Below are 24,237 nucleotides of genomic sequence, written 5' to 3' on the forward strand. Positions count from 1 at the left end.
CATGTTTGATATTGCTTCCGTCCTCCGTGACCTGGGTATTGGCCATAACCATAGCGGCACGTGTGCAGGCTCGGCCGCGGCCTGGAGCGAAGGCGGTGACGCGCATGCGTTCGCCGCCGTAAATCCCGCAACGGGCGAGACCACCGCCTATGTTACGGCCGCGACCGCTGACGACTACGAGCGAGTGGTTTCCGCCGCGCAAGCACAACAGCACCGGTGGCGCATGGTGCCGGCTCCGGTGCGCGGTGAATTGGTGCTGGGAATCGGCGAGCTTGTCAAGGAGCACCACGATCTGCTAGGCCGGCTGGTTGCGATCGATACCGGTAAATCCGTTATGGAAGGCAAGGCAGAGATCAAGGAAGTGATCGATATGGCGACAATGGCCGCTGGCCAGTCGCGCATGCTGTACGGCTATACGCAGCAGTCTCAACGAGGTCGCCATCGCATGTACGACCAATGGCTGCCACTCGGCGTTACGGGGATCATTTCAGCCTACAACTTTCCCGCCGCGGTATGGGCGCAAAATGGTTTCCTCGCGGCAATCGGCGGCAATACCGTGATCTGGAAGCCGAGCCCGAAGGTACCACTGACGGCTATCGCGTTGCAGCATCTGGCAAATCGTGCGATGGCGGCTCAGGGGCACGAGGGCGTATTCTCGCTATTCATCCCGGACGACAACGAGGTCGCAGAGCGGTTACTGACCGATCCACGAATTGCGCTGTTGTCGTTCACCGGTTCCAGCGCGGTCGGCCGCAAGGTTGCTCAGATCGTCGGGCAACAGCTCGGCCGGCGCTACATGCTCGAATGTTCGGGCAACAACGCATGTATCGTCGATGAGACGGCGGATCTCAGACTGGCCGCTCGCTCGATCACCTTTGGTGTGGTTGGCACGACAGGACAGCGCTGCACGAGCACCCGGCGCGTCATCGTTCATCGCAGCGTCGCAACGCGGTTCACCGAGCTTTTGGCGAAAGCGTTCGGGCAGATCAAGGTGGGCGATCCCCGCGAACCCGAAGCAGTCGTCGGTCCGCTGATTGATAAGGCGGCGGTCGGCCACTTTGAGGCCGCGGTGTCGCAGGCCGTGTCGCTCGGAGGGAAAGTCGTCTACGGCGGAAAGCGTATCGATCGGCCCGGCTACTACGTCGAGCCAACGATCATCACGGGCGCACAGCCCGCGTGGCCGTGCGTTCAGCACGAGACATTCGCGCCGATCGTCTATCTGACGGAGTACGACGACCTGGAAGAGGCAATCGAGATTCACAATGGCGTCGCCCAGGGGCTGGCCTCGGGAATTCATAGCCAGGATATTTCGAACATCGAGCTATTCCTGTCGGCCGCCGGAAGCGATTGCGGCATCGCGAAGGTAAATATGGGTACTACCGGCGCGGATGTCGGGGCGGCCTTCGGTGGCGAGAAGGAGACTGGCGGCGGTCGAACCGCGGGCTCTGATGCATGGAAGGGTTATATGCGCCGGCAAAGCGTATGCATTAACTGGAGCCGGGAATCGCCCTGGGACCAGCGGATTCGTCTCGACTGACGCTGCAACGCTCGGCGCCCTACACTGCGGGCCGCGCGTCCTCACCTTACTGATTCGATTGGAACGGTGCGATGCGCACCGGGGAGAAGTTTTGCCATGTCGCTTTCTATCGTCAAGCAATTCTATGAATGCGCGGCCGCTGGCCGCTTCGCCGATGCCCTCAGTTTGTTTGCGCCGGACGGGGAGATCGTGTTCCCGGGGCCCAGTTCGATTCCGATGGCTGGGCGGTTTCAGGGCAGCGTCCAGATTTTGAGTTTTTTCGATACTGTCGCTGCGAGCCTGGATGTACTCCAGTTTGCGCCCGAGCGCTTCATCGATGGTGGTGAAAGCATTGCCGTGGCGGGGCGCGAGCGATCACGTGTGCGTGCGACGGGTCTTACCTTCGATGTACCGTGGGTACAGTTGTGGACTGTACGTGAAAACCGAATCGTGAATCTCGCCGACTACTTCGAGACCGATTCGATGGCGCGCGCATTCGAGGGCCGCGTGCATACGAAATAAGTGAAATGGCCCCGCCAAGCATATCGTGCTTGTCGGTGGTCGATCGACAACTACAGAGACAACCAGGCAATTTAATCATGTCCAAGACTGGCAACGACTATATCGAGAGTCTGCGCGACGGGCGCAGCGTCTATATCAATGGTGAACGTGTTGACGACCATGTCGATCATCCGGCATTCCGGAATGCGGTCCGCACGGTGGCTTCGCTCTACGATTTCCAGGCCGCGAACCAGGAACTGATGACGTTCACGTCACCGGGTAACGGCCGTCAGGTCAATCGCGCGTGGCAGTTGCCGAAGACTGCCGAGGATCTCGCGGCCCGTGCTGCTGCGCATGTCGCGTGGGCGCGCCAGACAGGGGGGTGGCTTGGGCGGTCCCCCGATCATGTACCGTCCGCGCTGGTCGGCATGCTGGTCGCCAGCGAGGTGTTCGAACAGTACGATCCTGCACGAGCCGCAGCACTTCGCTCCTATTACGAATGGGCGCGAGACAATGACATTGCGCTGACCTACACGATTGTCAATCCGCAGGGCGATCGTTCCAAGGATGTGGGGGACCAGGGCGTCAAATATCACTCGCTCGGCGTCGTTGACGAGGATGCCGAAGGCATTACCGTGCGCGGAGCAAAAATGCTCGGTACTGCAGCGGTCCTGGCGCAGGAATGCCTGGTGGGTGTTCAGAATCCGCTAAAGCCGGACGATGAGATCTATGCGCTGTCGTTTGCGATCCCTCTTGCTGCGAAGGGCGTGAAGATTCTGTCGCGCCGCTCCTATGAGCAAGCGGCTAGTTCGACGTTTGACTATCCGCTGGCCACGCAATTCGACGAAAACGATGCGCTGATCTACTTCGACGACGTCAAGGTGCCATGGGACCGGGTATTCGTCTATCGGCGCCCTGACATGTGCGGGGCAATGTTTCACAAAACCGCCGCAGAAGCGATGATGAACCTGCAGAGTCAGGCACGTTTCACAGTCAAACTGCAGTTTCTGCTCGGCATTGCACGTCGACTTACCGAAACCACCGGAACGATCAACTTTCCTCCGATCCAGGATGTGCTCGGGAAGCTGGCCGCGCAGGCAATGGCCGTCGAAGGCAACTTCCAATCGTTGTATGCCGATCCGGTTACGCGTAACGGCTTCTTCGTCCCGAAGGCGGCTCGAGTGTATTCGGCCACGTCGATGGGGCAGGAACTGTATCCGCATTTCGTCAACGAGATTCGTGGTTTGGCTGGTGGCGGCGTGATCATGTTGCCCTCGTCGGCCGAAGACTTTGCGAATCCCGAGATGGCTGCGTTGATCGAACAGACTCAGCGTTCGGCAGCGATCGATCCCCAGGGGCGCGTGAAACTGATGAAGCTTGCCTGGGATGCGCTTGGCTCGGAATTCGGTTCGCGACATACCCAGTACGAGATGTTCTATTCAGGTCCTCCATTCGTGCAACACATGCGTTGCTTCGGTCATTTCGATTGGGGCTCGTCGACCGACATGGTTGACGGCGTGATGGCCGGTTACGGCTTGCCGAACGGTGTTTGAGCGAAATGATGGCCGTGGCATCCTGTACTGGGATGCAAGGCACGTTGTCTAAGGGTCTGTCATGAATTCAGAAAAAATCAGCGCTTCCGTCAGCGAAAGGGTTTCCGCGTGGCTCGTGAAGAATGGCATTGATGCGGAGTCGGACGCAGCGAGTCAAGCTGACGCCACGGCGAGGAGCGATGCGTTCCGATCCGCCATGCGACGGTTGGGGGGGGCGGTCAATATTGTCACAACGCAAGATGGGAGCGCCCGCTTCGGCTTGACTGCGACAGCGGTCTGCTCCCTGACCGCGAACCCGCCACGCCTTCTTGCATGCGTGAATCTCTCGGGACGAAGCTATCAAGCAATCGCCAAGGCGCGCTGCATGGCAGTGAACGTGCTCGGAATCCAGCACCGCGAACTTGCGTACGCGTTTGCCGGCAAGCAGGGAGAGGATCCGTTCGCGGCGATCGACAACTGGACGCAAGCGGCCACCGGTGCGCCGATCCTCACCGACGCTCTTGCGTCGTTCGATTGTGACGTCGAGCAGATGATGATCACGACGACACATGCAATCGTGATCGGCGATATTCGCCACATTAGCTACGGAGTCGGTGGGAAGCCGCTGCTCTATCTGGATGGAGAATTCATGACATCCGGAGCGTTGCTCCCCGATTAATGTGAATTCAAGAAAGAAGAAGGTTAGAGCAGTATAGATATGTAGGAGACCGATATATGAGGCAGCCTTTTAGCGGATTTTTGGCAACCACAATGACTGTAGTTGTCGCATGGGCGATCATAAGATTGTTTGACTTCACGACCTTCACAACCTGGACGGCGTGGATTTTTATGTGCGCGATACCTGGGCAGATCCTTATCAGTGTCAGTTGGAAAGGGAACCCGTCCTTTGTGGCTCATCTCGCCCAGCCTGCGAAAGGAGGCGTACTTTTACTGTCCACACTCGCGATTGCCGCAGTAGTAGCCGTAGTCTGCTATGTCACGATCGGCGGGGGGATTGCGCCGCCAGTGCCAATGCTCGTCGTGTACACCATATTCACGGTGATCGTGATGTTCTGGCTTGCGATCATGTTCGGCGGCTGGCCGTTCGTAAGCCTGACTGAAACGCCGTTCGTATCCGGGCTGTCGATGCTGGTGGCTTGTTACGGTTTGAGTTTCGTGGTATTTCGCACGTTCTGTAATTTCGCATTCTTGCGTGGAGCGCCGATTTACGTGCCGGCGCTTGATCCTGGTGGATTGTTCGATGCGAACCTGGCTCTTGCCTTCATTGTGACGGCCGTCGCGGTGTTGTTTCTGCTGTTGCATTTCGATCTTTGGCCACTCGCCACGATTCCCTCGCTGATGCGTCAGCCGATACTGGGAATTGTCTGGACAGGCCTCGCTCTCGCGATCGGCGGCTTGGCCATGCACATCGGGATCGCGATCCTGCATATGAGCGCGTTGTCATTCATGGTGAAAGTGCCGATTCCATTCATTTTCGGCACGATCGTAGTGCTCAATATGCTACAGGGTACGCTGTTTCAGCGTCTGCCCCAGCCTGTGAAGGGGCTCGGAAACGCCGCGGTGGCGATGGTCGGCGGCTTGCTGCTCGCATTCCTCTACGGACGGGTTGCTCCGATCCTGACAGGTACGCTCTCGTCCGGCGAGCCTGGATTTGACTACGAGCGCTGGGTTGCGTCGGCGTTGCTTGGCGTGACCTTCCCGTTACTGATTGCGTTTTCGGAATATTTCAAACTCTGGCCATTGATGAGGCGACGGAGTTCGTGATCGGGCCAATCCTGCAGTGCCCGATTTACTTGGCGGTGTGTTGTGACTCGACGAGTCGGAGTGAAGACATCGCAGCGAATGTGTTTGTGTGGTGGCAATGACGACAGCCACCAGTCTTGATAACGGAATACCAGAATCATGAGATACCCCCTCGCTTGTTGTGCCGTCTACTTCATGCTGGCTGCAAAGTTCGCCCTAGCGCAAACCCCTGAAGATGCACTTGTCAGATTGGGATATCCGCAGATCAACGAAGCTGCCCCGAAGACGTTCGGAAACTACGTGAACGGCAATGTGGTGGGAAAATTGTTGTTCGTTTCTTCGGCCGCTCCTCAAGACGTCAATGGTGAGTTTGGGCCGAAAAATGCGTGGCTGAAGGGACGTTTCGGCGATGACCTCGACGCGGATGAAAAGGGTAAGAAGTATGCGGAATTGGCATGCTTGCGATCGCTCCGATTTGCCAAATCCGTGATCGGAGATCTGTCGAAAATCAAGCAGGTCGTGCGCGTAACAGTGGTTAGTCTGACCACGCCGGATTTCAAGGGGCTGACCAAGGTCGCCGACGGTTGCTCGGATCTCGTGACCAAAGTGTTTGGCCCTGAGCGCGGAGCGCATGCGCGCGTCAACATTGGTGCTTCGTCCATGCCGTACGGCGTTGCCATGGAGATCACCATTGAGTACGAGCTGGAGTGAGCGTGCAGGGCTGCGACGCCGAGAGGAGTTTCTCGATGGCGATGTGTCAGGCGAGATCGATGCGTTGATCAGATCGGCAGAGATGATTGAAGACGAGTAATCGGTTTTAATATATAGGAGACCGAAATTATGAAGTGGACAAAAACGACCGTGGGGGTGTCTACGTTTGCGCTTGCATCCTTGGCGACGCCTGTTCATGCGCAGAGTAGCGTAACGCTTTATGGTGTGATTTCGACCGGCGTTCAGTATGTTAGTAACGTCGGTGGCGCTTCGCGCGTGGCACTGGTAAGCGGCGGTATGATGCCGCCAAGGTTCGGACTGCGGGGCGACGAGGATCTGGGCGGCGGCACGCACGCGGTATTTACCCTGGAGAACGGGTTTGCGATCAATACCGGTGCTCAGGTAGGTGGGATGTTCGGACGGCAGGCATTCGTCGGCGTGCGTAACGACCGCTACGGCACCGTCACTATGGGGCGACAGTACGAGGAGATGACAGCTTCGCTCTGGTGGGCGGAGTCGGCCAATGTGTTCACCGGTATCGGCACGCATATTGGCGACAATGACAATATGTTCTTCACGAACCGCTTCAACAACTCTATTCGCTACCAGTCGCCAAGCTTTAGTGGTGTGACGGTTGCGGGCAGCTACGCGTTCTCGAATACGACAGTCGCAAACGACAACAACGGATACAGCGTCGGAGTGAATTACGCGCGTGATCGGTTGCGACTCGGTGGAGCCTTCACTCAATTCAATCGTCGCACCAATAGTGCAACTCCCAACCTTGTTAGTGGCGCGGTCGATAGTACGGGGTGGGGCTTCACTTCACCCTTCGTTTTGAGTCAACATGGGGCGGGAACGGACCAGCAGCGCATCTTCGGATTGGGCGCGACCTACGATTTCGATTCGGTCAATGTGATTGGCAACTACAGCAATGTCTTGTTCAACTACAGCGACGGGACCGGTTTGCGATTGCAGAATGCCGAGATTGCAGCTTATACGCGCCTGAATCCGATGTTGCTTGTCGGTACTGCCTATATCTATACCTGGGGACGCTACTCTGGCGGCAACAAGCCCCGCTGGCACCAAATCGACTTCAGCGTCCAATATGCGCTGTCAAAGCGTACCGACTTGTTCGCGACTGCCATTTATCAGCACGCGGCAGGTGACGCGACCTTCGCCCAAATCTATAGCATTCCGGCCTCCTCAGGCAAGAATCAGTTGGCGATGCAGGTCGGCATGCGCCACCGATTCTGATCCAGGGCGCATGACCCTGCGCGGGATCGGTGTCTTCTCTCTACCGTCTCGCGCGATAAACCGGCCGGCATGGTGCCGGGCGGCTGGCTCACGGAGCCTCGTTGGTTTCGTGTGCCGCCTTTCCGTTCCTCTTTTCGGGCCAGGTTATACGGCAGCCTGTTGTGTTGTTAATGGCTGGCGCACGGACCTCAGTGTGCTAACGCGCGAACGGCGGCTGCAATATGAAAGGCATGTTCGCCGCAGCCGCGTCAGCCACTCGTTTCAGTGCAGGACTTGATCAGCAGATCAAACAGACCGTGCAACTTGCGGCGGTCCTGCGCGGAAAGTACGGCAAGAATCTCCCGATTACAGTCAGTGGCAATGACGATCGCACGGTCGTAAAGTGGGCGACCAGCATCGGTCAATGTCAATTCGACGCTACGTGCGTCCTGCGCACTCGCGCTCCTGACGATCAGCCCCCGACGCTCCAGCGCGTCGCATGCGCGGCTCACCCGGCTTCGATCGAGATGGGTAGCAATGGCCAGATCGGATACCGACACGGGGCCCAGTTCACCCACGTTCAACAAAATTCTCGCTTCCGGCAAGCTCAACGAGAGTGCCTGCTCGAAGGCCGCACTTGTGATCCTGTCGGTCAGTTTTTTTATTGCGTGCAGCTTGTAAGTAAATAATCCGTGAACCGAGTCTGTCATGCTCGATGCGATAGGTGGTGATGTAGCCGGTAAGCATAGCATCCCGCAGTCGGTCGTCATATCTCACCGATGAATTCGGGAATATACGTGCTTGCGCACGCAAATATAGACGGCTACGATCGGTCCTCATTCGCTGTCGAGGCGTGTGCAGTGGATATCCGCGTGAGGCGGAAACCGACGCGCGAGCCTGGAAAGGTTCACAGGGGCCGGCTTCGCGCGTAGGCCGCCACATCGGACAGGCGACGCGATAGCAAGCGTTATGCGTACTGCAGCGAACCGCACGATGGAAGGTCAGGACATCATTCGCCGGACATTCGGGTTCAATCGGACGGGCGCGGTGCGGATTTCGATCAGGTTGAAGACGGAGGATTCCCATATCCGGTTCCTCTTGATTGATCAATAAGGTCTTCTAAGTAGAATCGCTAGCTAATAGCGATTAGAGAGGACGGGCGTCACCGAGTAAACGGTGGATAGCCTGCGGCGTGCAGTAGTTGGAGGTTCTGTCGTTTAATCAGGAAGAGGAGATCGTCGTGAAGAGAAAAAACTCGGCTGTAAGGTGTCTCGGCATCATTCCGGTAATCGCGTTCGTTGCCTGCGAATCGGTCAACGCCGGCGAGGTCGTGAAGATCGGCCACGTTGCGCCGCTGACGGGCGGTATAGCGCATTTGGGTAAGGACAACGAGAACGGCGCGCGACTGGCCATCGAGGAAATCAACGCGAAGGGACTGACGATCGGCGGCAAGGTCGTTACGCTGAGTCTCGACGCCCAAGATGATGCCGCAGACCCGAGAACGGCGACTCAGGTCGCCCAGAAGTTGGTCGACGACGACGTCGTGGCTGTCATTGGGCATCTGAACTCGGGAACCACGATACCGGCTTCCCGCATCTACAACGATGCCGCCGTCGTGCAGATATCTCCGTCGGCGACAAATCCCGTCTATACGAAGCAGGGCTTCAAGACAGCCTATCGCCTTGTCGCGACGGATGCTCAGCAAGGGCCAGCTCTGGCCGACTATGCACTCAAGAGCATGGGGATCAAATCTGTCGCGATCGTCGATGACTCTACTGCGTATGGGCAGGGGCTTGCGAGCGAATTCGAGAAGCGTGCGAAGGCGCTCGGGATTCGCGTCGTCTCGCACGATGCAACGAATGATCATGCAGTCGATTTCCGGGCGATCTTGACGAAGATCAAGGGCGAGAATCCCGATGCCATCATGTACGGCGGCATGGATGCCACGGGCGGTCCATTTTCACGGCAGGCCAAGCAGCTCGGAATCCGCGCGCGACTGCTTGCAGGCGACGGTGTTTGTTCGCCGAAGCTGGCCGATCTCGCTGGCGATGCAACGGATAACGTCGTGTGCTCGGAGGCTGGTGCTGCGCTCGAGAAAATGCCGGAAGGGGCGGCTTTCGCCATTAAGTTCCAGAAACGCTTCGGCAGTCCCATTCAGCTATATGCACCGCTGACCTATGACGCGGTATACATCGTCGTTGATGCGATGAAGCGCGCGAATTCGACAAACCGCGCCGCGATCCTGTCCGTGATGCCGCGCACCGATTACCGTGGCGTGACCGGAGAAACGTCGTTTGATCGGAATGGCGATCTCAAGCATGGTGTCATTTCAATCTACCGATATGTTGGCGGAAAAAAGACACTGCTGGATGCGGTCACGATGTAATCCATTCGGTTCCGGCAGCGTAGGGAAATGGAGTTGATTTAGTTTGCGTAGATCGAACTTGTGATCAACTGGATATTTCCACATAACTATGGATAACTAAATATGAAGAACTCGTCGAATATCAAGGTTTCCACCAGGTTTGCCTTGGCGTGTGCCCTCACATTCATGTCGGTGACGCACGAGGTGCGGGCGCAGAGCGCGGTCACGCTATACGGTGTCGTCGATACAAGCATCCGCTACCTGACAAATGCGAACGCGAAGAACGACAGTCAGGTGGCAATGGGCGTGGGGCCGATCACGGGAAGCCGCTGGGGGCTCAAGGGGAGCGAGGATCTGGGCTCTGGATTGCATGCCGTTTTCCGGCTGGAGAACGGCTATAACGTCTGGAATGGACAATTGGCGAGCAGCAATACGCTGTTCAATCGCTGGGCAACCGTCGGGCTCGCAAGCGACCGCTTTGGCACGGTTACACTGGGGCGCCAGAACACTCCATTGTTCGATCAACTTGGCGACGTGTTTGATCCCCTGACCGTCGCGAACTTTGATCAAGATGGCTGGATGCCGGGGGCACTTGGTTACGGTCTGCGTTCGAGTAATTCGGTCAAGTACGATGGCCGCATTGGAGGGGTCAATATTAAAGCGATGTATGCCTTCGGCGGAATTCCAGGGAGCGTGGCAGCGGGCAGCATGTTCGGCGCAACCGCGTCGTACGCGTTGGGCGGCCTGCTGCTTGGTGTGGGCTATCAGCAGAACAGTGATGCAAGCAACAACAAATACCGCGTGGTGCATCTGGCTGCATTGTATGCCTTCGACGCGTACAAGGTTTCCGGCGGGTGGTTGCATGGCCAGGACAACACCGGCATTGTCGATATTTACATGGGCGCGGCGGGATCGCCGGCCGCTGCCTGGTCGCCGAAAACCAACGGCAATCGTATCGATGACGGTTTTTACCTTGGCGGGAGCTGGCAGGCTACGGCCCCATTGCTGCTGACCGTGGCTGGGTATTACGACAAGTCGCGCAATGCGTTGAACGCCGATGGTACGAGCCGGGGGCGTGGCACACGCTATTCCGGCACCTTGTTGGCAGAGTATTCATTGTCGAAGCGGACCGAGGTATACGGGACGATCGACTACATCCACGGGTCGGGGGCGGGGAACGCGGACTTTCCAGGACGCAACAACCAGACCGGCGTGGCTGTAGGCCTCCGCAACGTCTTCTGACCGAGCGCGCCGCCCCGTGATTGGAGGGGCGGCTCGCCGGGAAGGTTCTGTAGTTATGCGCCCGTTTCCGGCTGGCGGAATTGCCTCGACCAGTCGGCCAACTTCGTGCAGAGGAATTCCGCGAAACCATCTACGGCAGGCGATGCGGCGCGTTGAGACGAGCGATACAGACATACCTTCCGGAGTACTTCCGGATCGATCACGCGTTTCATGACGAGATTGAACGCGGGAGCCAGGGCGCCAACATAGGCGGGCGCGAGCGTCGCGGCCAGCCCTTCGCCGGCGATACCGAGCGCCGTGGAAATGTTGTCGACGACGTCGATTGGCGTGACGCGCTCCCCCTCCGGGGTACTCAGCCGCATCTGACTGACGCTGTGCTCGTGGTCGCGTCCGGCGGCCACCAATGCGGTTCCCATCAAGTCCCGCCAGCGCAAGACTTTCCGCTTCGCCAGCGGGTGCGATTTCGCACACCAAAATACCCACAGACTATCGAACAGTACTTGCCGTTCAACGGTATCGCCGACGATGCGATCAGGACCAATTGCGAGGTCCACGTCTCCGACCGAGACCGCATCCACCAGGGCATCCACCGGCAAATCCCGTATGCGGACGACGACTTTCGGTCGTGTTGCCTGGTATTCGCGAATCGCGGCGGGCAACGCCGTGCTTGCCAGAACGAGGGGCGCCCCGATGCGCACCACACCGGCGGCGCGGTTTCGCACGTCGTCAGCGGCACTTTCAGCGGCTCGCACGTGGCGCATGATGGTCTCGGCCGAGGTGAGAAAGTCGCGGCCGGCCGTCGATAGGCTCACGCGCCGGGTGGTGCGGTCGAACAACCGGAACGAGAGTGTGGTCTCGAGCTCGGCGATCAACTGGCTGACGGCCTGTGGGGTCATGCCGAGCCGCTGTGCGGCGCCGGCAAAGCTATGCAGGTCGGCCACGCAGACGAACGTCTCGATTTGGCGCAATGAGAATCGGGTAAGCGACATGATTCGATTATCAAGCGTTACTTGATAAAAGTCGAGGATTGATTGCTTCTCTTGAGGTGGCTGAAGGACGAGACTTGCAACTCAGGATAACGACGATGCCGGTGACGCTTGGAGCCGGTCGGGAGACGGACTTGCTAGATTCATCCACCCATATTGCGTTGGCCCGTGAGCTCGACGATGCGCAGCGGACCCGAAGCCAGTTACGCCACTTTACCTGGCGCTACCCTGACATGTCGATCGAAGACAGTTATGCGATCCAGCGCGCATGGATCGCATTGCAGAAGGAACAGGGGCGCACGGTCATCGGGCACAAGATCGGACTGACTTCGCGCGCCATGCAGTTGGCCTCGCAGATCAACGAGCCTGACTACGGGACGTTGTTGGACAGCATGCTGCTGTGCGACGGCAGCGAAATCCGTGCGGATCGGTTCATCGTGCCGAGGTTCGAGGTCGAACTGGCGTTTATTTTGGCGCGGCCGTTGCGCGGCCCGAATGTTACGTTGATTGACGTGCTGAATGCAACGGACTATGTCGCTCCAGCGCTCGAACTGATCGACGCGCGCATCGAACAGTTGGATCGCGAAACGCGCGCGCCCCGTCAGGTTCGCGACACGATCGCTGACAATGCCGCGAACGCCGGCATCATCATGGGTGGTCGTCCGCGCAAGCCGGACGAGGTGGACTGGCGTTGGGCCGGCGCCCTTCTGTTCAAGAACGGCGTGATCGAGGAAAGCGGGCTGGGCGCTGCAGTGTTGGGCCATCCTGGAAATGGGGTGGCATGGCTGGCGAACAGGCTCGCGCCGTATGGCGAGGGGCTCGCTGCCGGAGAAATCGTCCTCGGTGGCTCCTTTACTCGTCCGGTCGCCTGTCAGGCTGGCGATACCTTCCACGCCGACTACGGTCCACTCGGCTCGATTTCGGTCAAATTCGTATGAGAGGCGCAATCAACTCCTTCAAGGCAGCCCTTTCGACGTCCGCGATTCAATACGGTCTATGGCTGGGGTTGGCCGATGCGTATACGGCGGAGCTCTGCGCGACCGCCGGATTCGACTGGCTACTCATCGACGGGGAACACGGGCCCAATGATCTCCGGAGCACGTTGGCTAGCTTGCAGGCCATTGCATCGTACCGATCGCATCCCGTTGTCCGTATTCCGCATGGGGATACCGCGCTGATCAAGCAAGTGCTGGAAATCGGCGCAACAACCCTGCTCGTCCCAATGGTCGACAATGCGGCGCAAGCACGCGATCTCGTGCGCGCCATGCGATATCCGCCTGCCGGAATTCGCGGTGTAGGGAGCGGCCTTGCACGATCATCGCGTTGGGGTGCCGATGCAGATTATCTAAGGACTGCAAACGAACGGATGTGTTTGCTGGTTCAGGTGGAGTCGGCCGAGGGGCTGGCAAACGTCGACGAGATTGCCGCCGTTGATGGGGTTGACGGGGTGTTTATCGGGCCGGCCGACCTCGCCGCGTCGCTCGGCCGGCTTGGTCAGGCGGACCATCCGGAGGTACAGGCGGCCATCGCGACTGCATTCGAGCGCATTGGTGCCGCCGGGAAGGCGGCCGGCATTCTGGCCGTCGACGAGGACAGGGCGCGCCAGTACCTGTCGCAAGGCGCGCGGTTCATCGCCGTCGGCGTCGATGCGACGCTGCTGGCCAAGGCCGCGCGCTCGCTGGCAACGCGCTTCAAGCCGGAATTGATCGGCCGCTCTCAAGGCGGCGGATATTGATGTCCGACTGGCCCCGGACGTTGTTTTTGAAAATCGAAGGAAGAAGATGAAAACCTCCCATATCGAAGTCGCGGGTGTTCAGGTATCGACCGATCACTATATCGACGGACGCCGTGTTGCTTCGCCGGAGCAGTTCGAATTGGCCAGCCCCATCGATCAGCGAGTGCTCGGTTCGATCAGCGAGGGTTTGGACGAACACGTCGAGGCTGCGATTCGTAGCGCGGAAGCGGCTTTTCCCGCCTGGTCCGAACTGAGCGCGGCTGAGCGCAAAGTCTACCTCGACCGCTTCGCAGAGGAGATCGGCAAGCGTTCGGACGATTTCTGCAGAGTCGAAAGCACCGATGCCGGCGTGCTGCTGTCGCGGATGCGCCATGGCGTGGTACCGCGCGCGATGCTCAATATCCGCTGGTTCGCCGAACATGCGCTGGACCTGCAGAACCGCCCCATCGAAACAGAGCAGGCGCACCATCGTGTACGTCATGATCCGGCAGGCGTCGTGGTCATCATTACGCCATGGAACTCGCCGTTGTTGTTATCCACGTGGAAGCTGGGTCCGGCGCTCGCCGCAGGCAATACATGCATCGTGAAGCCGCCGGAATGGGCGCCGCTGACTTGCTCGCTGCTGGCCAATGCGGCCGATGCAGCAGGTCTTCCTGCCGGCGTGCTCAATATCGTGCAGGGTACTGGCGCAAAGACCGGTGCGAAGCTGGTTAGCGATCCGCGTATTGCTCGCGTTTCGTTCACGGGTAGTGTGCCGACGGCGAAATGGATTGCACAGGCAGCCGGCGCCAACCTCGTGCCATGCAGCCTTGAACTGGGCGGCAAGAGCCCGTTCATTGTGCTCGAGGATGCGGATCTCGATGCCGCGGCGGCAACCGGTGCGTTGATGTACCGCAACGCGGGACAGGTGTGCCTTGCAGGCACTCGCTTTCTGGTACACGAACGCGTCGCCGAGGCATTTACCGCAAGGATGCGCGAGCACGTCGAGCGCCTTGTCATCGGCGATCCTCGGAACGAGACCACGGAGGTCGGCCCCATCATTCATCCCCGTCAGATTGATCGGGTAGAGGCGTTCGTGCAGCGCGCAATTGCCGCGGGCGCCAAGTTGCTTTGGGGCGGGGCGAGGCATTCGTTTGGGGCACAGTATTTTCAGCCCACTATGCTGACGAACGTGAAGCAGAGCGACGAAATTGTCCAGACCGAGGTATTCGGTCCTGTGCTGACGCTTCAGACCTTCACGGACGACGAAAACGCGATCGGCCTTGCAAACGGCACCGATTACGGCCTCGGAGGTGTTTGCTACGGCGAAACCACCCACGCAACGGCCGTCGCGGAAAGAATCCGCACCGGCTTTATCTGGGTCAATAGCTTTGGCGTTCGCGATCTGGGTGCGCCATTCGGCGGTATCAAGCGCAGCGGTATCGGGCGCGAAGGCGGTGACTGGAGTTTCGAGTTTTTTTGCGACGTCAAAGACGTCATCGTTCCGAAGAAGCCGTTCCACGCTAGCTTCAGTCATCGTTGAGGAGAGAACAATCATGGGCCAAATTGTCGGTGCAGCGATCGTGTCGCACCACCCCGGCTTGATGCAGTGTGAAGAGTTCCGGCGCGCAATGGGAGCAGGAGAGGATTCCGACCTGATCGCGGGTTACGCGCGGTTGCGCGACAGGATCGAGGTTGCCAAACCTGACGTCGTCATCGTATTCGATAGCCACTGGTTCACCACGGGCTATCACCTCGTCGACGGCGCACAGCGCTACACCGGCACGTACGTGTCGGACGAAATGCCGTGGTACCTCCACGGCGTGCCGTTCGACTATCGCGGCCATCCGGAACTCGCGCTGGCCATCGAGGCTGTTTCACGCGAACGCGGCGGGTATAACCGCATGGCGAGCCACCCGCTGCTGGAGCGTCAGTATGCGACCTTGAACCTCGTCAAGCATTTGCGCTTCGAGTTGAATGACACGCCTGTCGTGTCAGTAAGTTCATGTCAGAACTGTACGTGGCAGCAATTCCTGACGTCCGGCGAGGCGATCGGCGAGGCAGTTCGTCGCAGCAATCTCAATGCCGTGTTACTCGCATCGGGAGCATTGAGCCACAAGTTCAACGGTATCGACTGGAAGCCGAACCATCCCCGCATCTTTCACGAGACCAATGTTTCGTCACCCGAAGCGATCGCCAGCGACAAAGGTGCGATCGAACTGATGGCTCAAGGTCGGCACGACATCATCCTCGATCGCTGGGAGGGCGAGTATCGCCGGCAGCCCTGGGAGGCGTTCGGTGCGCACTATCTGCAGATGGTGGGCGCGATGGGCGGCCGGGAATGCCGATCGAAGGGCGAGTCGTTGTCTGCTTACGAGAACGCGCGCGGTACCGGAAATATCCACGTCTGGTTTCAACCTTGATTGGCGTATACGGAGTACTTCATGCATTTTGAATTCCCTTTCGAGACGTTGCCGGCCGTCATGGTCGGGCCGCGCGTCGAGCGCCGCCGCGTACTCGTCGGTGGTAGCGCATTCTGGGGGACGATCGTCGAGGAAGGAGAGCATCGCGGTCGCCTGAGACTCGACGACGGTCGTTTGCTGGAAGCCGACGATCAGACCTATCTTCCGCCCGTCGAGCCGAGCAAGATCATCGCCGTCCACATCAGTTACACGTCGCGCAGCTACGAGACGCGCAACAAGCCGCGGCCAACCGAAACACCAACCTATTTCACGAAGCCGGCTACGTCGCTGAATGGACACCGTGGCCAGATTCTCAAGCCAGCGGACTGCAAGTACCTGAACTACGAGGGAGAGTATGCAGTCGTGCTGGGCAGAACCTGCCGGAACGTGACACCCGACGAGGCGTGGGATTACATCGAGGGCTTCTGCCCCGCGCTCGACATGGGGCTGCAGGACTTCCGCGACACTGACCAGGGCAGCATGCTGCGCGTGAAAGGAGCCGACACCCTGTTGCCGATCGGCCCCGGTATCGTACGCGGAGTCAACCTCTTCGAGCAGACATTGCGGACCTACGTCAACGGGAGAGTCGTCCAGGAGGCACATATCGGCGACGAGACGATCTGGGGGCCTCATTACGTGATCGCCGATATTGCCCGCCATATTACGTTGCTCGCCGGTGACGTGATTTTGATGGGAACACCCTGCCATTCGCGCAGCGTCGATCCGGGGCAGACAGTGGAGTGCGAGATTACCGGAATCGGTCGAGTGTCCGGGACTGTCGTGCGTATCGATGCGCCGCGTGCAGCAGGGCTTGGTGTCGGCCACGCGCCGACTGATTCGACCGAGGTACGCCGGGTCGCGCTCGGGTTCGACGAGCGGGTGCCCGAGCATTTGAAGCAGAATCTGAAAGACAGTAAGGACTTCACATCATGAAGCGAGTTTGTATCGTGGGGGCCGGTGCAATCGGTGGCTTTGTCGGTACCAAGCTCGCCGCGTCCGGCCAGGCCGAGGTTTCTGCCCTGGCGCGCGGCCAGACACTGCATGCCCTGCGCGAGCGAGGATGGAGGCTTCAGACGGACGTCGAACTCGTACAGGCGCCGGCGATTGCGAGTGACCGCGCCGAGGAGCTGGGTGTTCAGGACATCGTCGTCATCGCCGTGAAAGGACCTGCATTGCCGACGGTCGCTACCCAGATCGGTCCGTTGATCGGGCCCGACACACTGATCGTTCCGATGATGAACGGGGTGCCATGGTGGTTCTCCGACGGAGTTCAGGCATTGAATGGAAATCGCCTCGAGAGCGTGGATCCAGGGGGTGTCGTTGCCGCATCAATTCCGCAACGGCAGATCGTTGGTGCGGTGGTGCACGCCAGCACATCCACGACGGAGCCGGGTCTTGTACTTCATAAGATGGGCCGAGGTCTGATTCTCGGCGAGCCGCAAGGCGGCTTGAGCCAGAGGGTTCAGGATATCGTCTTGCTGCTGGAACATGCTGGATTCGACGTGAAGCACTCCGACAGCATTCGTCAAGACATCTGGTACAAGCTCTGGGGCAATCTCACCCTGAACCCCGTCTCCGCAGTGACCGGAGCCACGAGCGACAGAGTGCTGGGCGATCCTCTTCTGCGCCAGTTCTGCACGCGTGCGATGGAAGAAGCGGCACTGATCGGCGCGTCCATCGGGTGTGTCATTGAACAGGGGCCTGAGGACAGGCATGCAATCACGGCGAAGCTGGGGGCCTTCAAGACGTCGATGCTGCAAGACGTCGAGGGTCAGCGCGCAATCGAGCTCGACAGCATCGTGACGGCGGTCCACGAACTCGGTAGATGCCTCGGAATCGAGACGCCTAATATCGACGCGCTCCTCGGCATGACGCGCGTCTTTGCCCGCACTCGCGGCCTCTATCCGGAACAGGTTTGACGATGTCATACGATCGGTCGATTTATCGCAATTTCATCGCGGACGAGTGGGTGGCCGGCGATACTTTCGCGGAGAACATCAATCCATCCGACACGCGTGACACGATCGGCATCTACACGCGTGCCACCGCAGGACAGGTCGAGTTCGCAATCGAGGCGGCCGTGATGGCCCAACCGAAGTGGGCTGCGACCACACCCCAACGCCGCTTCGATGCGCTTGACGGTATTGGTAGTGAAATCCTCGCGCGTCAAGCCGAACTCGGCGATCTACTGGCGCGCGAGGAAGGCAAGACCCTGCGCGAGGCCATTGGCGAAGTCGTCCGTGCCGGGCAGATCTTCAAGTTCTTCGCAGGCGAGGCTCTGAGGTCGAACGGCGATCTTCTCGCGTCCACGCGACCCAATATCGACGTCGAAGTAACTCGGGATCCCGTTGGTGTCGTAGCCCTGATTACACCGTGGAACTTCCCGATCGCCATTCCTGCGTGGAAAATCGCCCCGGCGCTGGCCTACGGTAACGCGGTGATCTTCAAGCCGGCCGATGTGGCGCCAGGAAGTGCCTGGGCACTCGCGGAAATCATTAGCCGGGCCGGCTTGCCGGCTGGAACATTCAACCTCGTCATGGCGCGCGGACGCGATATCGGTGATGCACTGATTGCCGATCCGCGGATTTCGGCGGTGTCGTTTACGGGGTCTGAATCGACGGGGCGCCGCGTCGCGGCGGCCTGCGTGACGCGACCAGAAACCATGGCGAAGTTTCAGCTCGAAATGGGCGGAAAAAACCCGTTGGTCGTGCTTGATGATGCCGATCTCGATCTTGCGGTGGACTGCGCACTCAACGGCGCGTTCTATTCCACGGGCCAGCGTTGCACTGCATCGTCGCGGCTGGTCGTTACGGCCGGCATTCATGACCGCTTTGTCGACGCGCTGGTTCGCCGGCTCGGCACGCTCGCGATCGGTGACGCGCGTAATCCATCGACGCAGATGGGCCCTGTCGTCGATGCGAGCCAATTGCGTCAGGATCTGGACTATATCGCGATCGGTCGCGACGAAGGAGCCAGACTCGTTTTTGGTGGCGAAGCCATAGAGGAACTGGACGGGCGACCGGGCTTCTACTTGCAGCCGACGCTTTTTACCGATACGCGCAACGACATGCGCATCAATCGCGAGGAAATATTTGGCCCCGTCGCCAATGTGATCCGCGTTGCCGATCTCGACGAAGCGATCAACGTCGCAAACGATACGCGCTTCGGTCTTTCAGCCGGCATCGTGACGACTTCGTTGAAGCACGCCCGTCATTTCCGAAAGTCTGCGCAGGCGGGCATGGTCATGGTCAACGCGCCAACGGCTGGTGTTGACCCTCATGTGCCGTTCGGTGGTCGAAAGGCGTCAAGCTACGGACCACGGGAACAGGGACGCTATGCCATCGAATTTTTTACGACCGTGAAGACGGCTTACGTACAGGCCTGACTCTGTCGGCGCAAGGTGGGCGTGATGAGGTTGCAGTGACGCACGTCCATTGGCGGATATCCATAAATCAAATAGGAGACGCTCATGAGCGACACCCCCCAACATAACGAACTGAGGCGTGCCCTGAAGGATCGGCATATTCAGCTGATCGCACTAGGCGGCGCTATCGGCACCGGCCTGTTTCTCGGCATTTCGGAAACGATCAAGGTAGCCGGGCCTTCCGCGATCCTTGGTTATGCGATTGCGGGCCTGTTCGCATTCTTCATCATGCGACAGCTATCCGAAATGGTCGTTGATGAGCCGGTTTCAGGCTCATTCAGCCATTTTGCCGAGAAATACTGTGGACATTTTTTCGGTTTTCTGTCCGGCTGGAACTACTGGGTAATGTGCGTGCTCGTGGGTATGGCGGAGCTTTCCGCCGTAGGAGTCTATATCCAGTATTGGCTGCCTGGGCTCTCGCCGTGGATCTCGGCACTTGGGTTTTTTATTATCGTCAACTTGATTAATTTGGTCAGCGTCAAATCATTCGGGGAAACCGAGTTCTGGTTTTCGCTCGTGAAAATCGTGGCAGTCGTCGCGATGATCGTGTTCGGCTGCTATCTGCTATTCACTGGCACGGCCGGACCCCAGGCCGGCGTAAGCAACCTGTGGCGGCACGGCGGATTTTTCCCGAACGGTTTTGGCGGACTTGCAATGGCCTTGGCTGGAATCATGTTTTCGTTCGGTGGTCTGGAGCTGGTCGGGATCGCTGCCGCCGAGGCAAGTGCACCGGAACGGACCATTCCAAAGGCCACCAACCAGGTGATCTACCGAATCCTGATCTTCTATATCGGCGCACTTGTGGTATTGCTCTCGCTTTATCCGTGGGAACAGGCCGCTGCGAACGGAAGCCCTTTCGTATTGATTTTTCATGAACTGAATCGGAATGGCGTCGCGAATGTTCTCAATCTGGTTGTCTTGTCGGCCGCGCTGTCCGTCTACAACAGTGTCGGCGTTTACGGCAGTAGCCGAATTCTGTTCGGCTTGGCGAAGCAGGGAAATGCACCGTCCGCCGCGTTGAAAGTGTCCAAGCGTGGTGTCCCGGTTGCCGCCCTTGCCGTTTCGGCGATCGCGACCGCAATCTGCATTCTGGTGAACTACGTCATGCCAGGCCGAGCCTTCGGTTTCTTGATGGGTCTGGTCGTTTCCGCCCTGGTGATCAACTGGCTGCTGATCACGTTGATTCATCTTGCGTTTCGACGCGAGAAGGCGCGCAGGGGGGAGTCGACTGCATTTCCCAGTATCGGCTATCCGCTGACCAATATCATCACAATTTTATTCTTGTTCGGCATTCTGGTCGTAATGTACGTCAATCAGGATCTGCGGTTGTCGGTGCTGTTGATCCCGGTGTGGATCTCGGCGCTCGCACTGAGCTATCGATTTGGAGTCCAGAAAAAATCGTTTGAAGTTTCGCCAAAATTTGGAGAATGAAGATGTTCGAGCATGTCCGTGCCTATGCAGGCGATCCGATCCTGAGTCTAAATGAGAATTTCCAGAAGGATCCGCGCGTCGAGAAAGTCAATCTCAGTATCGGTATCTATTTTGATGGTGACGGAAAGTTGCCTGTCATGGAAGCGGTCAGGAAGGTCGACGCCCGGTTGGCGGTCGAGGGTGGGCCGAAATCCTATCTGCCCATGGCGGGCATAGCGGATTTCCGCGCGGAGGTGCAGCGTCTGGTGTTCGGAGAAAATTCGTCTGCGGTTGATGAAGGCCGCGTAGCGACGCTGCAAAGCCTCGGTGGCTCGGGTGCGTTGAAGGTCGGCGCCGATTTTCTCAAGCGCTACTATCCGAACTCACAAGTGTGGATCAGCGACCCGTCCTGGGAAAATCATCGCGTCGTATTCGAGGGTGCCGGCTTCCAGGTCAATACGTATCCGTACTACGACAGCGAAACTGGTGGGCTGCGGTTCGACGCCATGCTGGCGGCGTTGGAGTCTGTACCGGAATACGGCATCGTCCTGCTTCACGCGTGCTGCCACAATCCGACCGGCGTCGACTTGAGCGCCGAGCAATGGCGTACGCTGATCCCGGTGCTACGCGAGCGCAAGGTAATTCCTTTCATCGATATGGCCTACCAGGGTTTTGGCGACGGACTCGACGACGACGCGTTCTCGGTGCGTGCATTCGCGGATGCGAAGCTCACATTCGTGGTGGCGAATTCGTTCTCGAAAAACTTCTCTCTCTACGGGGAGCGTGTTGGGGGCCTCAGTGTCGTTTGCCAGACGAGCGACGAGGCTGAGCGTGTGCTGGGGCAGCTTACGTGTACGATTCGCGCGAACTACAGCAATCCACCGACTCACGGTGCACGGATCGTGGCCCGTGTGCTCGGCGATACGGACCTCAGGGCGGAATGGGAGTCGGAACTGGCTGTGATGCGGGAACGGATTCACGCCATGCGACGCGCGATATTCGATGGTCTGGCAGGATTCGTCGAAGGTGCCGCGCGCAAGCGGTATATCGAGCAACGCGGCATGTTTACCTACACGGGCCTGTCGGCCGAACAGGTTGATCTGTTGCGCGAGAGGCACGGCGTATATTTGCTGCGATCGGGACGCATGTGCGTGGCGGGATTGAACGAACGCAATGTTGATACGGTTATCTCGGCGATCGCGTCGGTGCTGAAGTCGTCGGTTTGAAGGCGTCTGACGATGAGCTCACTGGAATATCGGATCGCTCCGGAAGTATTCGCGACACACCCGGATTATTGTCGGGGCCTGGTCGTGATGGCGTTCGCGGACAATACCTCCCCAAGTCCGGATCTGGAGGCGCTTTTGCGCGAAGCAGAAGCCGGTGTCCGAGCGTCAGTTCATGGGAGTGTCGGAGACCATCCGCGGATCGTCGCATGGCGGGAAGCATTCCGTGCGTTCGGCGCGAAGCCGTCGGAACACCGCAGCTCGATCGAAGCCATGGCGCGACGTGTCGTCAAGCCCGATAGCTTGCCTTCGATTAATCCCCTCGTCGATATTGGCAACATTGTTTCACTGAAGTATTTTTTGCCTGCAGGTGTGCATCCGCTGAGCGGCTCACATGAGAGTCTTGAGTTGCGGAGAGCGAAGGCAGGGGATGTCTTTATTGCCGCGGGCGCCGACCAACCAGAAACACCGGGTGCCGATGAAATTGTATTTGCTTCAGGCGAGACGGTCTTGACTCGACGATGGACGTGGAGACAGGCGACCGGATCGCAGACGCTGCCGGCCGCCACCCGTGTATTTTTCAACGTGGACGGTTTGCCTCCGGTAACTCGTGCGGATGTCTCTGCGGCAATGGATGAGATCGTGCAACTTGCCCGACGCTACTGCCGGGCGTCGATCACGTGTACGACGATCCTCGATAGAGATCAGCCGTCGGTCTCGATTCGAGACAGCTGACTGCCCGCATCGACACGCGACACGGAACTTCGGTGCCGTGTCGCGTGAATTTCGCGGACCGCGCTTCAGGAATGCTTGCTCTCGATAACTGAATCCGCATCAATCGCTCGAGACCGTGCAGCCATGGAGCGTTGTCAGCGCTTCAACGTGGCAATGGCCAGCGCCAGTCTGTGGTGCAATGGCGTCTACCGATGCGTTTGCAGCGGTAGACGCCATGCCGTGCTGTCAAGTTCGGATTTGCTTCGATGGGGCTGATTTCAACGACCATGCGCCGTCGCCGATGAGAAATTGCACCACGAGCGCGACGATCCATAGTGCAAGATATTCCCATCCTCCCCCCTTGTTGGTGAATAGCCAGCCGTTCTTTCCGTGTACGGTCACGACAGCTCCAAGCAAGTCAAGGGCGAGAGGCAACGCGAAAAGCCAGCCATAGAATCCGGCGATAAGGGCAAGGCCGCCTACGACTTCGAGTAATGTGATGAGGTATGCGGTAAATCCTGGCAAACCTATTGATTGGAAGAATTCGGCAGTCCCGGGAAGCGTAAACACAAAGATTTTTAGTGATGCGTGCGCTAAAAACAAGGCTCCAAGAGTGACCCGTAGAAGAAAGGCTGCGACAGGCGTCGTTCGGTGATGATTCATATTATTAAAAAACGAAAGATTCGGTTGAGAGGTTCAGGCATCATGGTTGTAGGGCCTTGCCAGAGTGTCGGGTGACGTAAGATGAATCACCAGCAATTATTTTTTTATTGTTGTAAAGTTTTTATTGATAATCTGAGAATGCGGTGAAAATTGGATTGTGTAACTACTATAGGCCGGTAGCATCATTTACCATCAGTTTTCACACGACGACGTGGTAACCATGGAACTCGAGACCTTCTTTCCTCACCGACTTGCCATCGTGGCGGACGCCGTCAGCCGGTCCATCGCCGAAGTCTACGGAGAACGCTTCGATCTCAGCCGTGACGAATGGCGCGTCCTGACAGCGCTGCCCCGGCGCGGCATACATCGAACGGGCGAGGTGATCGCACGTTCGCACCTCGACAAAGGCTCCGTCAGCAGGGCATTGACATGCCTCGAGGCCAAGGGGTGCATTTCACGAAGTTCTGATCCGGAAGATGGTCGTGGCTATCTGATTCAAATGCTGCCCACCGGGCGCACGCTGCTGAAAAAAATGGTTCCGGCGGTGCAGGCGCGCGCGAAATGTCTTCTGGACGAGCTTAACGAAGCAGAGCGAAAGATACTGGATGCGGCGCTGGATAAAGTGTTGCATCAGGCACTTAACCAGTTGAGACGGGAATAACGTTTCGCGCCGAATGATGTTCTGCTACCTTTGCCGCTCCGTCGGCTGAGTCACGAACCACCCAGATTTGCATTCGAATTCCGGGGCGCGCGACTATTGTGTGCCAGCTTGCTGTG

The 24,237-nt window shown here is 58.5% G+C and carries 23 protein-coding genes; 20 read left to right on the forward strand and 3 right to left on the reverse strand.

Annotated elements, in window-relative coordinates; genetic code table 11:
* The first annotated feature begins 1 nt into the window (after position 1).
* The 7 genes from U4Y91_RS03330 (at position 2) to U4Y91_RS03360 (ending at position 7,278) form a co-directional block, all read left to right on the forward strand.
* Entirely contained in the window at positions 2–1,537 is a 1,536-nt protein-coding gene (locus U4Y91_RS03330; RefSeq protein ID WP_321803279.1) for an aldehyde dehydrogenase family protein, read from the forward strand.
* A gap of 96 nt (positions 1,538–1,633) precedes the next feature.
* Positions 1,634–2,038, forward strand: a complete 405-nt coding sequence (locus tag U4Y91_RS03335; protein WP_321803281.1) for a nuclear transport factor 2 family protein — start codon at positions 1,634–1,636, stop codon at positions 2,036–2,038.
* Between the two features lie 77 nt (positions 2,039–2,115).
* A complete protein-coding gene (locus U4Y91_RS03340) occupies positions 2,116–3,570 on the forward strand; it encodes a 4-hydroxyphenylacetate 3-hydroxylase family protein (RefSeq protein WP_321803282.1) in 1,455 nt (484 codons plus the stop codon).
* A gap of 61 nt (positions 3,571–3,631) precedes the next feature.
* A complete protein-coding gene (locus tag U4Y91_RS03345) occupies positions 3,632–4,228 on the forward strand; it encodes a flavin reductase family protein (RefSeq protein ID WP_321803284.1) in 597 nt (198 codons plus the stop codon).
* Between the two features lie 56 nt (positions 4,229–4,284).
* Entirely contained in the window at positions 4,285–5,334 is a 1,050-nt protein-coding gene (locus U4Y91_RS03350; protein WP_135800984.1) for a hypothetical protein, read from the forward strand.
* A 138-nt stretch (positions 5,335–5,472) separates the two neighbouring features.
* A complete protein-coding gene (locus U4Y91_RS03355) occupies positions 5,473–6,024 on the forward strand; it encodes a RidA family protein (protein WP_082088550.1) in 552 nt (183 codons plus the stop codon).
* Between the two features lie 129 nt (positions 6,025–6,153).
* Positions 6,154–7,278 (forward strand): porin, encoded by a 1,125-nt coding sequence (locus U4Y91_RS03360; protein ID WP_082088551.1) that lies wholly within the window; start codon positions 6,154–6,156, stop codon positions 7,276–7,278.
* A 248-nt stretch (positions 7,279–7,526) separates the two neighbouring features.
* Here U4Y91_RS03360 and U4Y91_RS03365 read toward each other — a convergent pair whose 3' ends face one another.
* Positions 7,527–7,967: a MarR family winged helix-turn-helix transcriptional regulator gene (locus U4Y91_RS03365; protein WP_044845536.1), complete on the reverse strand. Its 441-nt coding sequence runs from the start codon at positions 7,965–7,967 to the stop codon at positions 7,527–7,529.
* A gap of 566 nt (positions 7,968–8,533) precedes the next feature.
* Between U4Y91_RS03365 and U4Y91_RS03370 the strand changes: the two genes are divergently transcribed.
* Together U4Y91_RS03370 and U4Y91_RS03375 are read left to right on the forward strand one after the other, a co-directional pair.
* Complete coding sequence (locus tag U4Y91_RS03370; protein ID WP_044845566.1) at positions 8,534–9,643, forward strand: branched-chain amino acid ABC transporter substrate-binding protein; 1,110 nt, start codon at positions 8,534–8,536, stop codon at positions 9,641–9,643.
* Positions 9,644–9,763: 120 nt separating this feature from the next.
* Entirely contained in the window at positions 9,764–10,864 is a 1,101-nt protein-coding gene (locus U4Y91_RS03375; protein ID WP_415750444.1) for a porin, read from the forward strand.
* Between the two features lie 53 nt (positions 10,865–10,917).
* On the opposite strand, the gene U4Y91_RS03380 is transcribed toward U4Y91_RS03375, so the two are convergent.
* Positions 10,918–11,853, reverse strand: a complete 936-nt coding sequence (locus U4Y91_RS03380; RefSeq protein ID WP_044845538.1) for a LysR family transcriptional regulator — start codon at positions 11,851–11,853, stop codon at positions 10,918–10,920.
* A 131-nt stretch (positions 11,854–11,984) separates the two neighbouring features.
* On the opposite strand from U4Y91_RS03380, the gene hpaH reads away from it, so the two are divergent.
* The 10 genes from hpaH to U4Y91_RS03430 all read left to right on the forward strand — a co-directional run bounded on the left by hpaH (position 11,985) and on the right by U4Y91_RS03430 (position 22,818).
* Positions 11,985–12,788, forward strand: coding sequence for a 2-oxo-hept-4-ene-1,7-dioate hydratase (hpaH, locus tag U4Y91_RS03385; protein ID WP_044845567.1), 804 nt, complete (start codon positions 11,985–11,987; stop codon positions 12,786–12,788).
* Positions 12,785–13,585 (forward strand): 4-hydroxy-2-oxoheptanedioate aldolase, encoded by an 801-nt coding sequence (hpaI, locus tag U4Y91_RS03390; RefSeq protein ID WP_321803288.1) that lies wholly within the window; start codon positions 12,785–12,787, stop codon positions 13,583–13,585. Before hpaH ends, hpaI begins: the two co-directional genes overlap by 4 nt.
* 46 nt (positions 13,586–13,631) lie before the next feature.
* Complete coding sequence (locus U4Y91_RS03395; RefSeq protein WP_044845540.1) at positions 13,632–15,107, forward strand: aldehyde dehydrogenase family protein; 1,476 nt, start codon at positions 13,632–13,634, stop codon at positions 15,105–15,107.
* Positions 15,108–15,120: 13 nt separating this feature from the next.
* A complete protein-coding gene (locus U4Y91_RS03400) occupies positions 15,121–15,987 on the forward strand; it encodes an extradiol ring-cleavage dioxygenase (protein WP_044845541.1) in 867 nt (288 codons plus the stop codon).
* 21 nt (positions 15,988–16,008) lie between these two features.
* Positions 16,009–16,959: a fumarylacetoacetate hydrolase family protein gene (locus tag U4Y91_RS03405; protein WP_321803290.1), complete on the forward strand. Its 951-nt coding sequence runs from the start codon at positions 16,009–16,011 to the stop codon at positions 16,957–16,959.
* Positions 16,956–17,945, forward strand: a complete 990-nt coding sequence (locus tag U4Y91_RS03410) for a 2-dehydropantoate 2-reductase (RefSeq protein ID WP_044845542.1) — start codon at positions 16,956–16,958, stop codon at positions 17,943–17,945. Before U4Y91_RS03405 ends, U4Y91_RS03410 begins: the two co-directional genes overlap by 4 nt.
* Positions 17,946–17,965: 20 nt before the next feature.
* Positions 17,966–19,411, forward strand: a complete 1,446-nt coding sequence (locus U4Y91_RS03415; protein WP_044845569.1) for an aldehyde dehydrogenase family protein — start codon at positions 17,966–17,968, stop codon at positions 19,409–19,411.
* A gap of 84 nt (positions 19,412–19,495) precedes the next feature.
* A complete protein-coding gene (locus U4Y91_RS03420) occupies positions 19,496–20,881 on the forward strand; it encodes an amino acid permease (RefSeq protein ID WP_044845543.1) in 1,386 nt (461 codons plus the stop codon).
* Positions 20,882–20,883: 2 nt separating this feature from the next.
* Entirely contained in the window at positions 20,884–22,086 is a 1,203-nt protein-coding gene (locus U4Y91_RS03425) for an amino acid aminotransferase (RefSeq protein ID WP_321803292.1), read from the forward strand.
* 12 nt (positions 22,087–22,098) lie between these two features.
* A complete protein-coding gene (locus tag U4Y91_RS03430) occupies positions 22,099–22,818 on the forward strand; it encodes a B3/4 domain-containing protein (protein ID WP_082088553.1) in 720 nt (239 codons plus the stop codon).
* A 225-nt stretch (positions 22,819–23,043) separates the two neighbouring features.
* Here the strand turns inward: U4Y91_RS03430 and U4Y91_RS03435 are convergent, their stop codons facing one another.
* Positions 23,044–23,460, reverse strand: a complete 417-nt coding sequence (locus U4Y91_RS03435) for a DoxX family protein (RefSeq protein WP_082088554.1) — start codon at positions 23,458–23,460, stop codon at positions 23,044–23,046.
* A 220-nt stretch (positions 23,461–23,680) separates the two neighbouring features.
* Between U4Y91_RS03435 and U4Y91_RS03440 the strand changes: the two genes are divergently transcribed.
* Positions 23,681–24,121, forward strand: a complete 441-nt coding sequence (locus U4Y91_RS03440; RefSeq protein ID WP_082088555.1) for a MarR family winged helix-turn-helix transcriptional regulator — start codon at positions 23,681–23,683, stop codon at positions 24,119–24,121.
* Positions 24,122–24,237: the final 116 nt, after the last annotated feature.

Source organism: Burkholderia sp. BCC1993 (assembly GCF_905339865.1).
Lineage (GTDB): Bacteria > Pseudomonadota > Gammaproteobacteria > Burkholderiales > Burkholderiaceae > Burkholderia.

Bases quoted from the DNA above. Each gene is read 5' to 3' on its own strand.
- U4Y91_RS03355 (WP_082088550.1), top strand. From the start codon at position 5,473: ATGAGATACCCCCTCGCTTGTTGTGCCGTCTACTTCATGCTGGCTGCA.
- U4Y91_RS03345 (WP_321803284.1), top strand. From the start codon at position 3,632: ATGAATTCAGAAAAAATCAGCGCTTCCGTCAGCGAAAGGGTTTCCGCG.
- U4Y91_RS03350 (WP_135800984.1), top strand. From the start codon at position 4,285: ATGAGGCAGCCTTTTAGCGGATTTTTGGCAACCACAATGACTGTAGTT.
- U4Y91_RS03335 (WP_321803281.1), top strand. From the start codon at position 1,634: ATGTCGCTTTCTATCGTCAAGCAATTCTATGAATGCGCGGCCGCTGGC.
- U4Y91_RS03365 (WP_044845536.1), bottom strand. From the start codon at position 7,967: ATGACAGACTCGGTTCACGGATTATTTACTTACAAGCTGCACGCAATA.
- hpaI (WP_321803288.1), top strand. From the start codon at position 12,785: ATGAGAGGCGCAATCAACTCCTTCAAGGCAGCCCTTTCGACGTCCGCG.
- U4Y91_RS03410 (WP_044845542.1), top strand. From the start codon at position 16,956: ATGAAGCGAGTTTGTATCGTGGGGGCCGGTGCAATCGGTGGCTTTGTC.
- U4Y91_RS03380 (WP_044845538.1), bottom strand. From the start codon at position 11,853: ATGTCGCTTACCCGATTCTCATTGCGCCAAATCGAGACGTTCGTCTGC.
- U4Y91_RS03420 (WP_044845543.1), top strand. From the start codon at position 19,496: ATGAGCGACACCCCCCAACATAACGAACTGAGGCGTGCCCTGAAGGAT.
- U4Y91_RS03435 (WP_082088554.1), bottom strand. From the start codon at position 23,460: ATGAATCATCACCGAACGACGCCTGTCGCAGCCTTTCTTCTACGGGTC.
- U4Y91_RS03405 (WP_321803290.1), top strand. From the start codon at position 16,009: ATGCATTTTGAATTCCCTTTCGAGACGTTGCCGGCCGTCATGGTCGGG.
- U4Y91_RS03340 (WP_321803282.1), top strand. From the start codon at position 2,116: ATGTCCAAGACTGGCAACGACTATATCGAGAGTCTGCGCGACGGGCGC.
- U4Y91_RS03425 (WP_321803292.1), top strand. From the start codon at position 20,884: ATGTTCGAGCATGTCCGTGCCTATGCAGGCGATCCGATCCTGAGTCTA.
- U4Y91_RS03440 (WP_082088555.1), top strand. From the start codon at position 23,681: ATGGAACTCGAGACCTTCTTTCCTCACCGACTTGCCATCGTGGCGGAC.
- U4Y91_RS03330 (WP_321803279.1), top strand. From the start codon at position 2: ATGTTTGATATTGCTTCCGTCCTCCGTGACCTGGGTATTGGCCATAAC.
- U4Y91_RS03360 (WP_082088551.1), top strand. From the start codon at position 6,154: ATGAAGTGGACAAAAACGACCGTGGGGGTGTCTACGTTTGCGCTTGCA.
- U4Y91_RS03395 (WP_044845540.1), top strand. From the start codon at position 13,632: ATGAAAACCTCCCATATCGAAGTCGCGGGTGTTCAGGTATCGACCGAT.
- U4Y91_RS03430 (WP_082088553.1), top strand. From the start codon at position 22,099: ATGAGCTCACTGGAATATCGGATCGCTCCGGAAGTATTCGCGACACAC.
- U4Y91_RS03400 (WP_044845541.1), top strand. From the start codon at position 15,121: ATGGGCCAAATTGTCGGTGCAGCGATCGTGTCGCACCACCCCGGCTTG.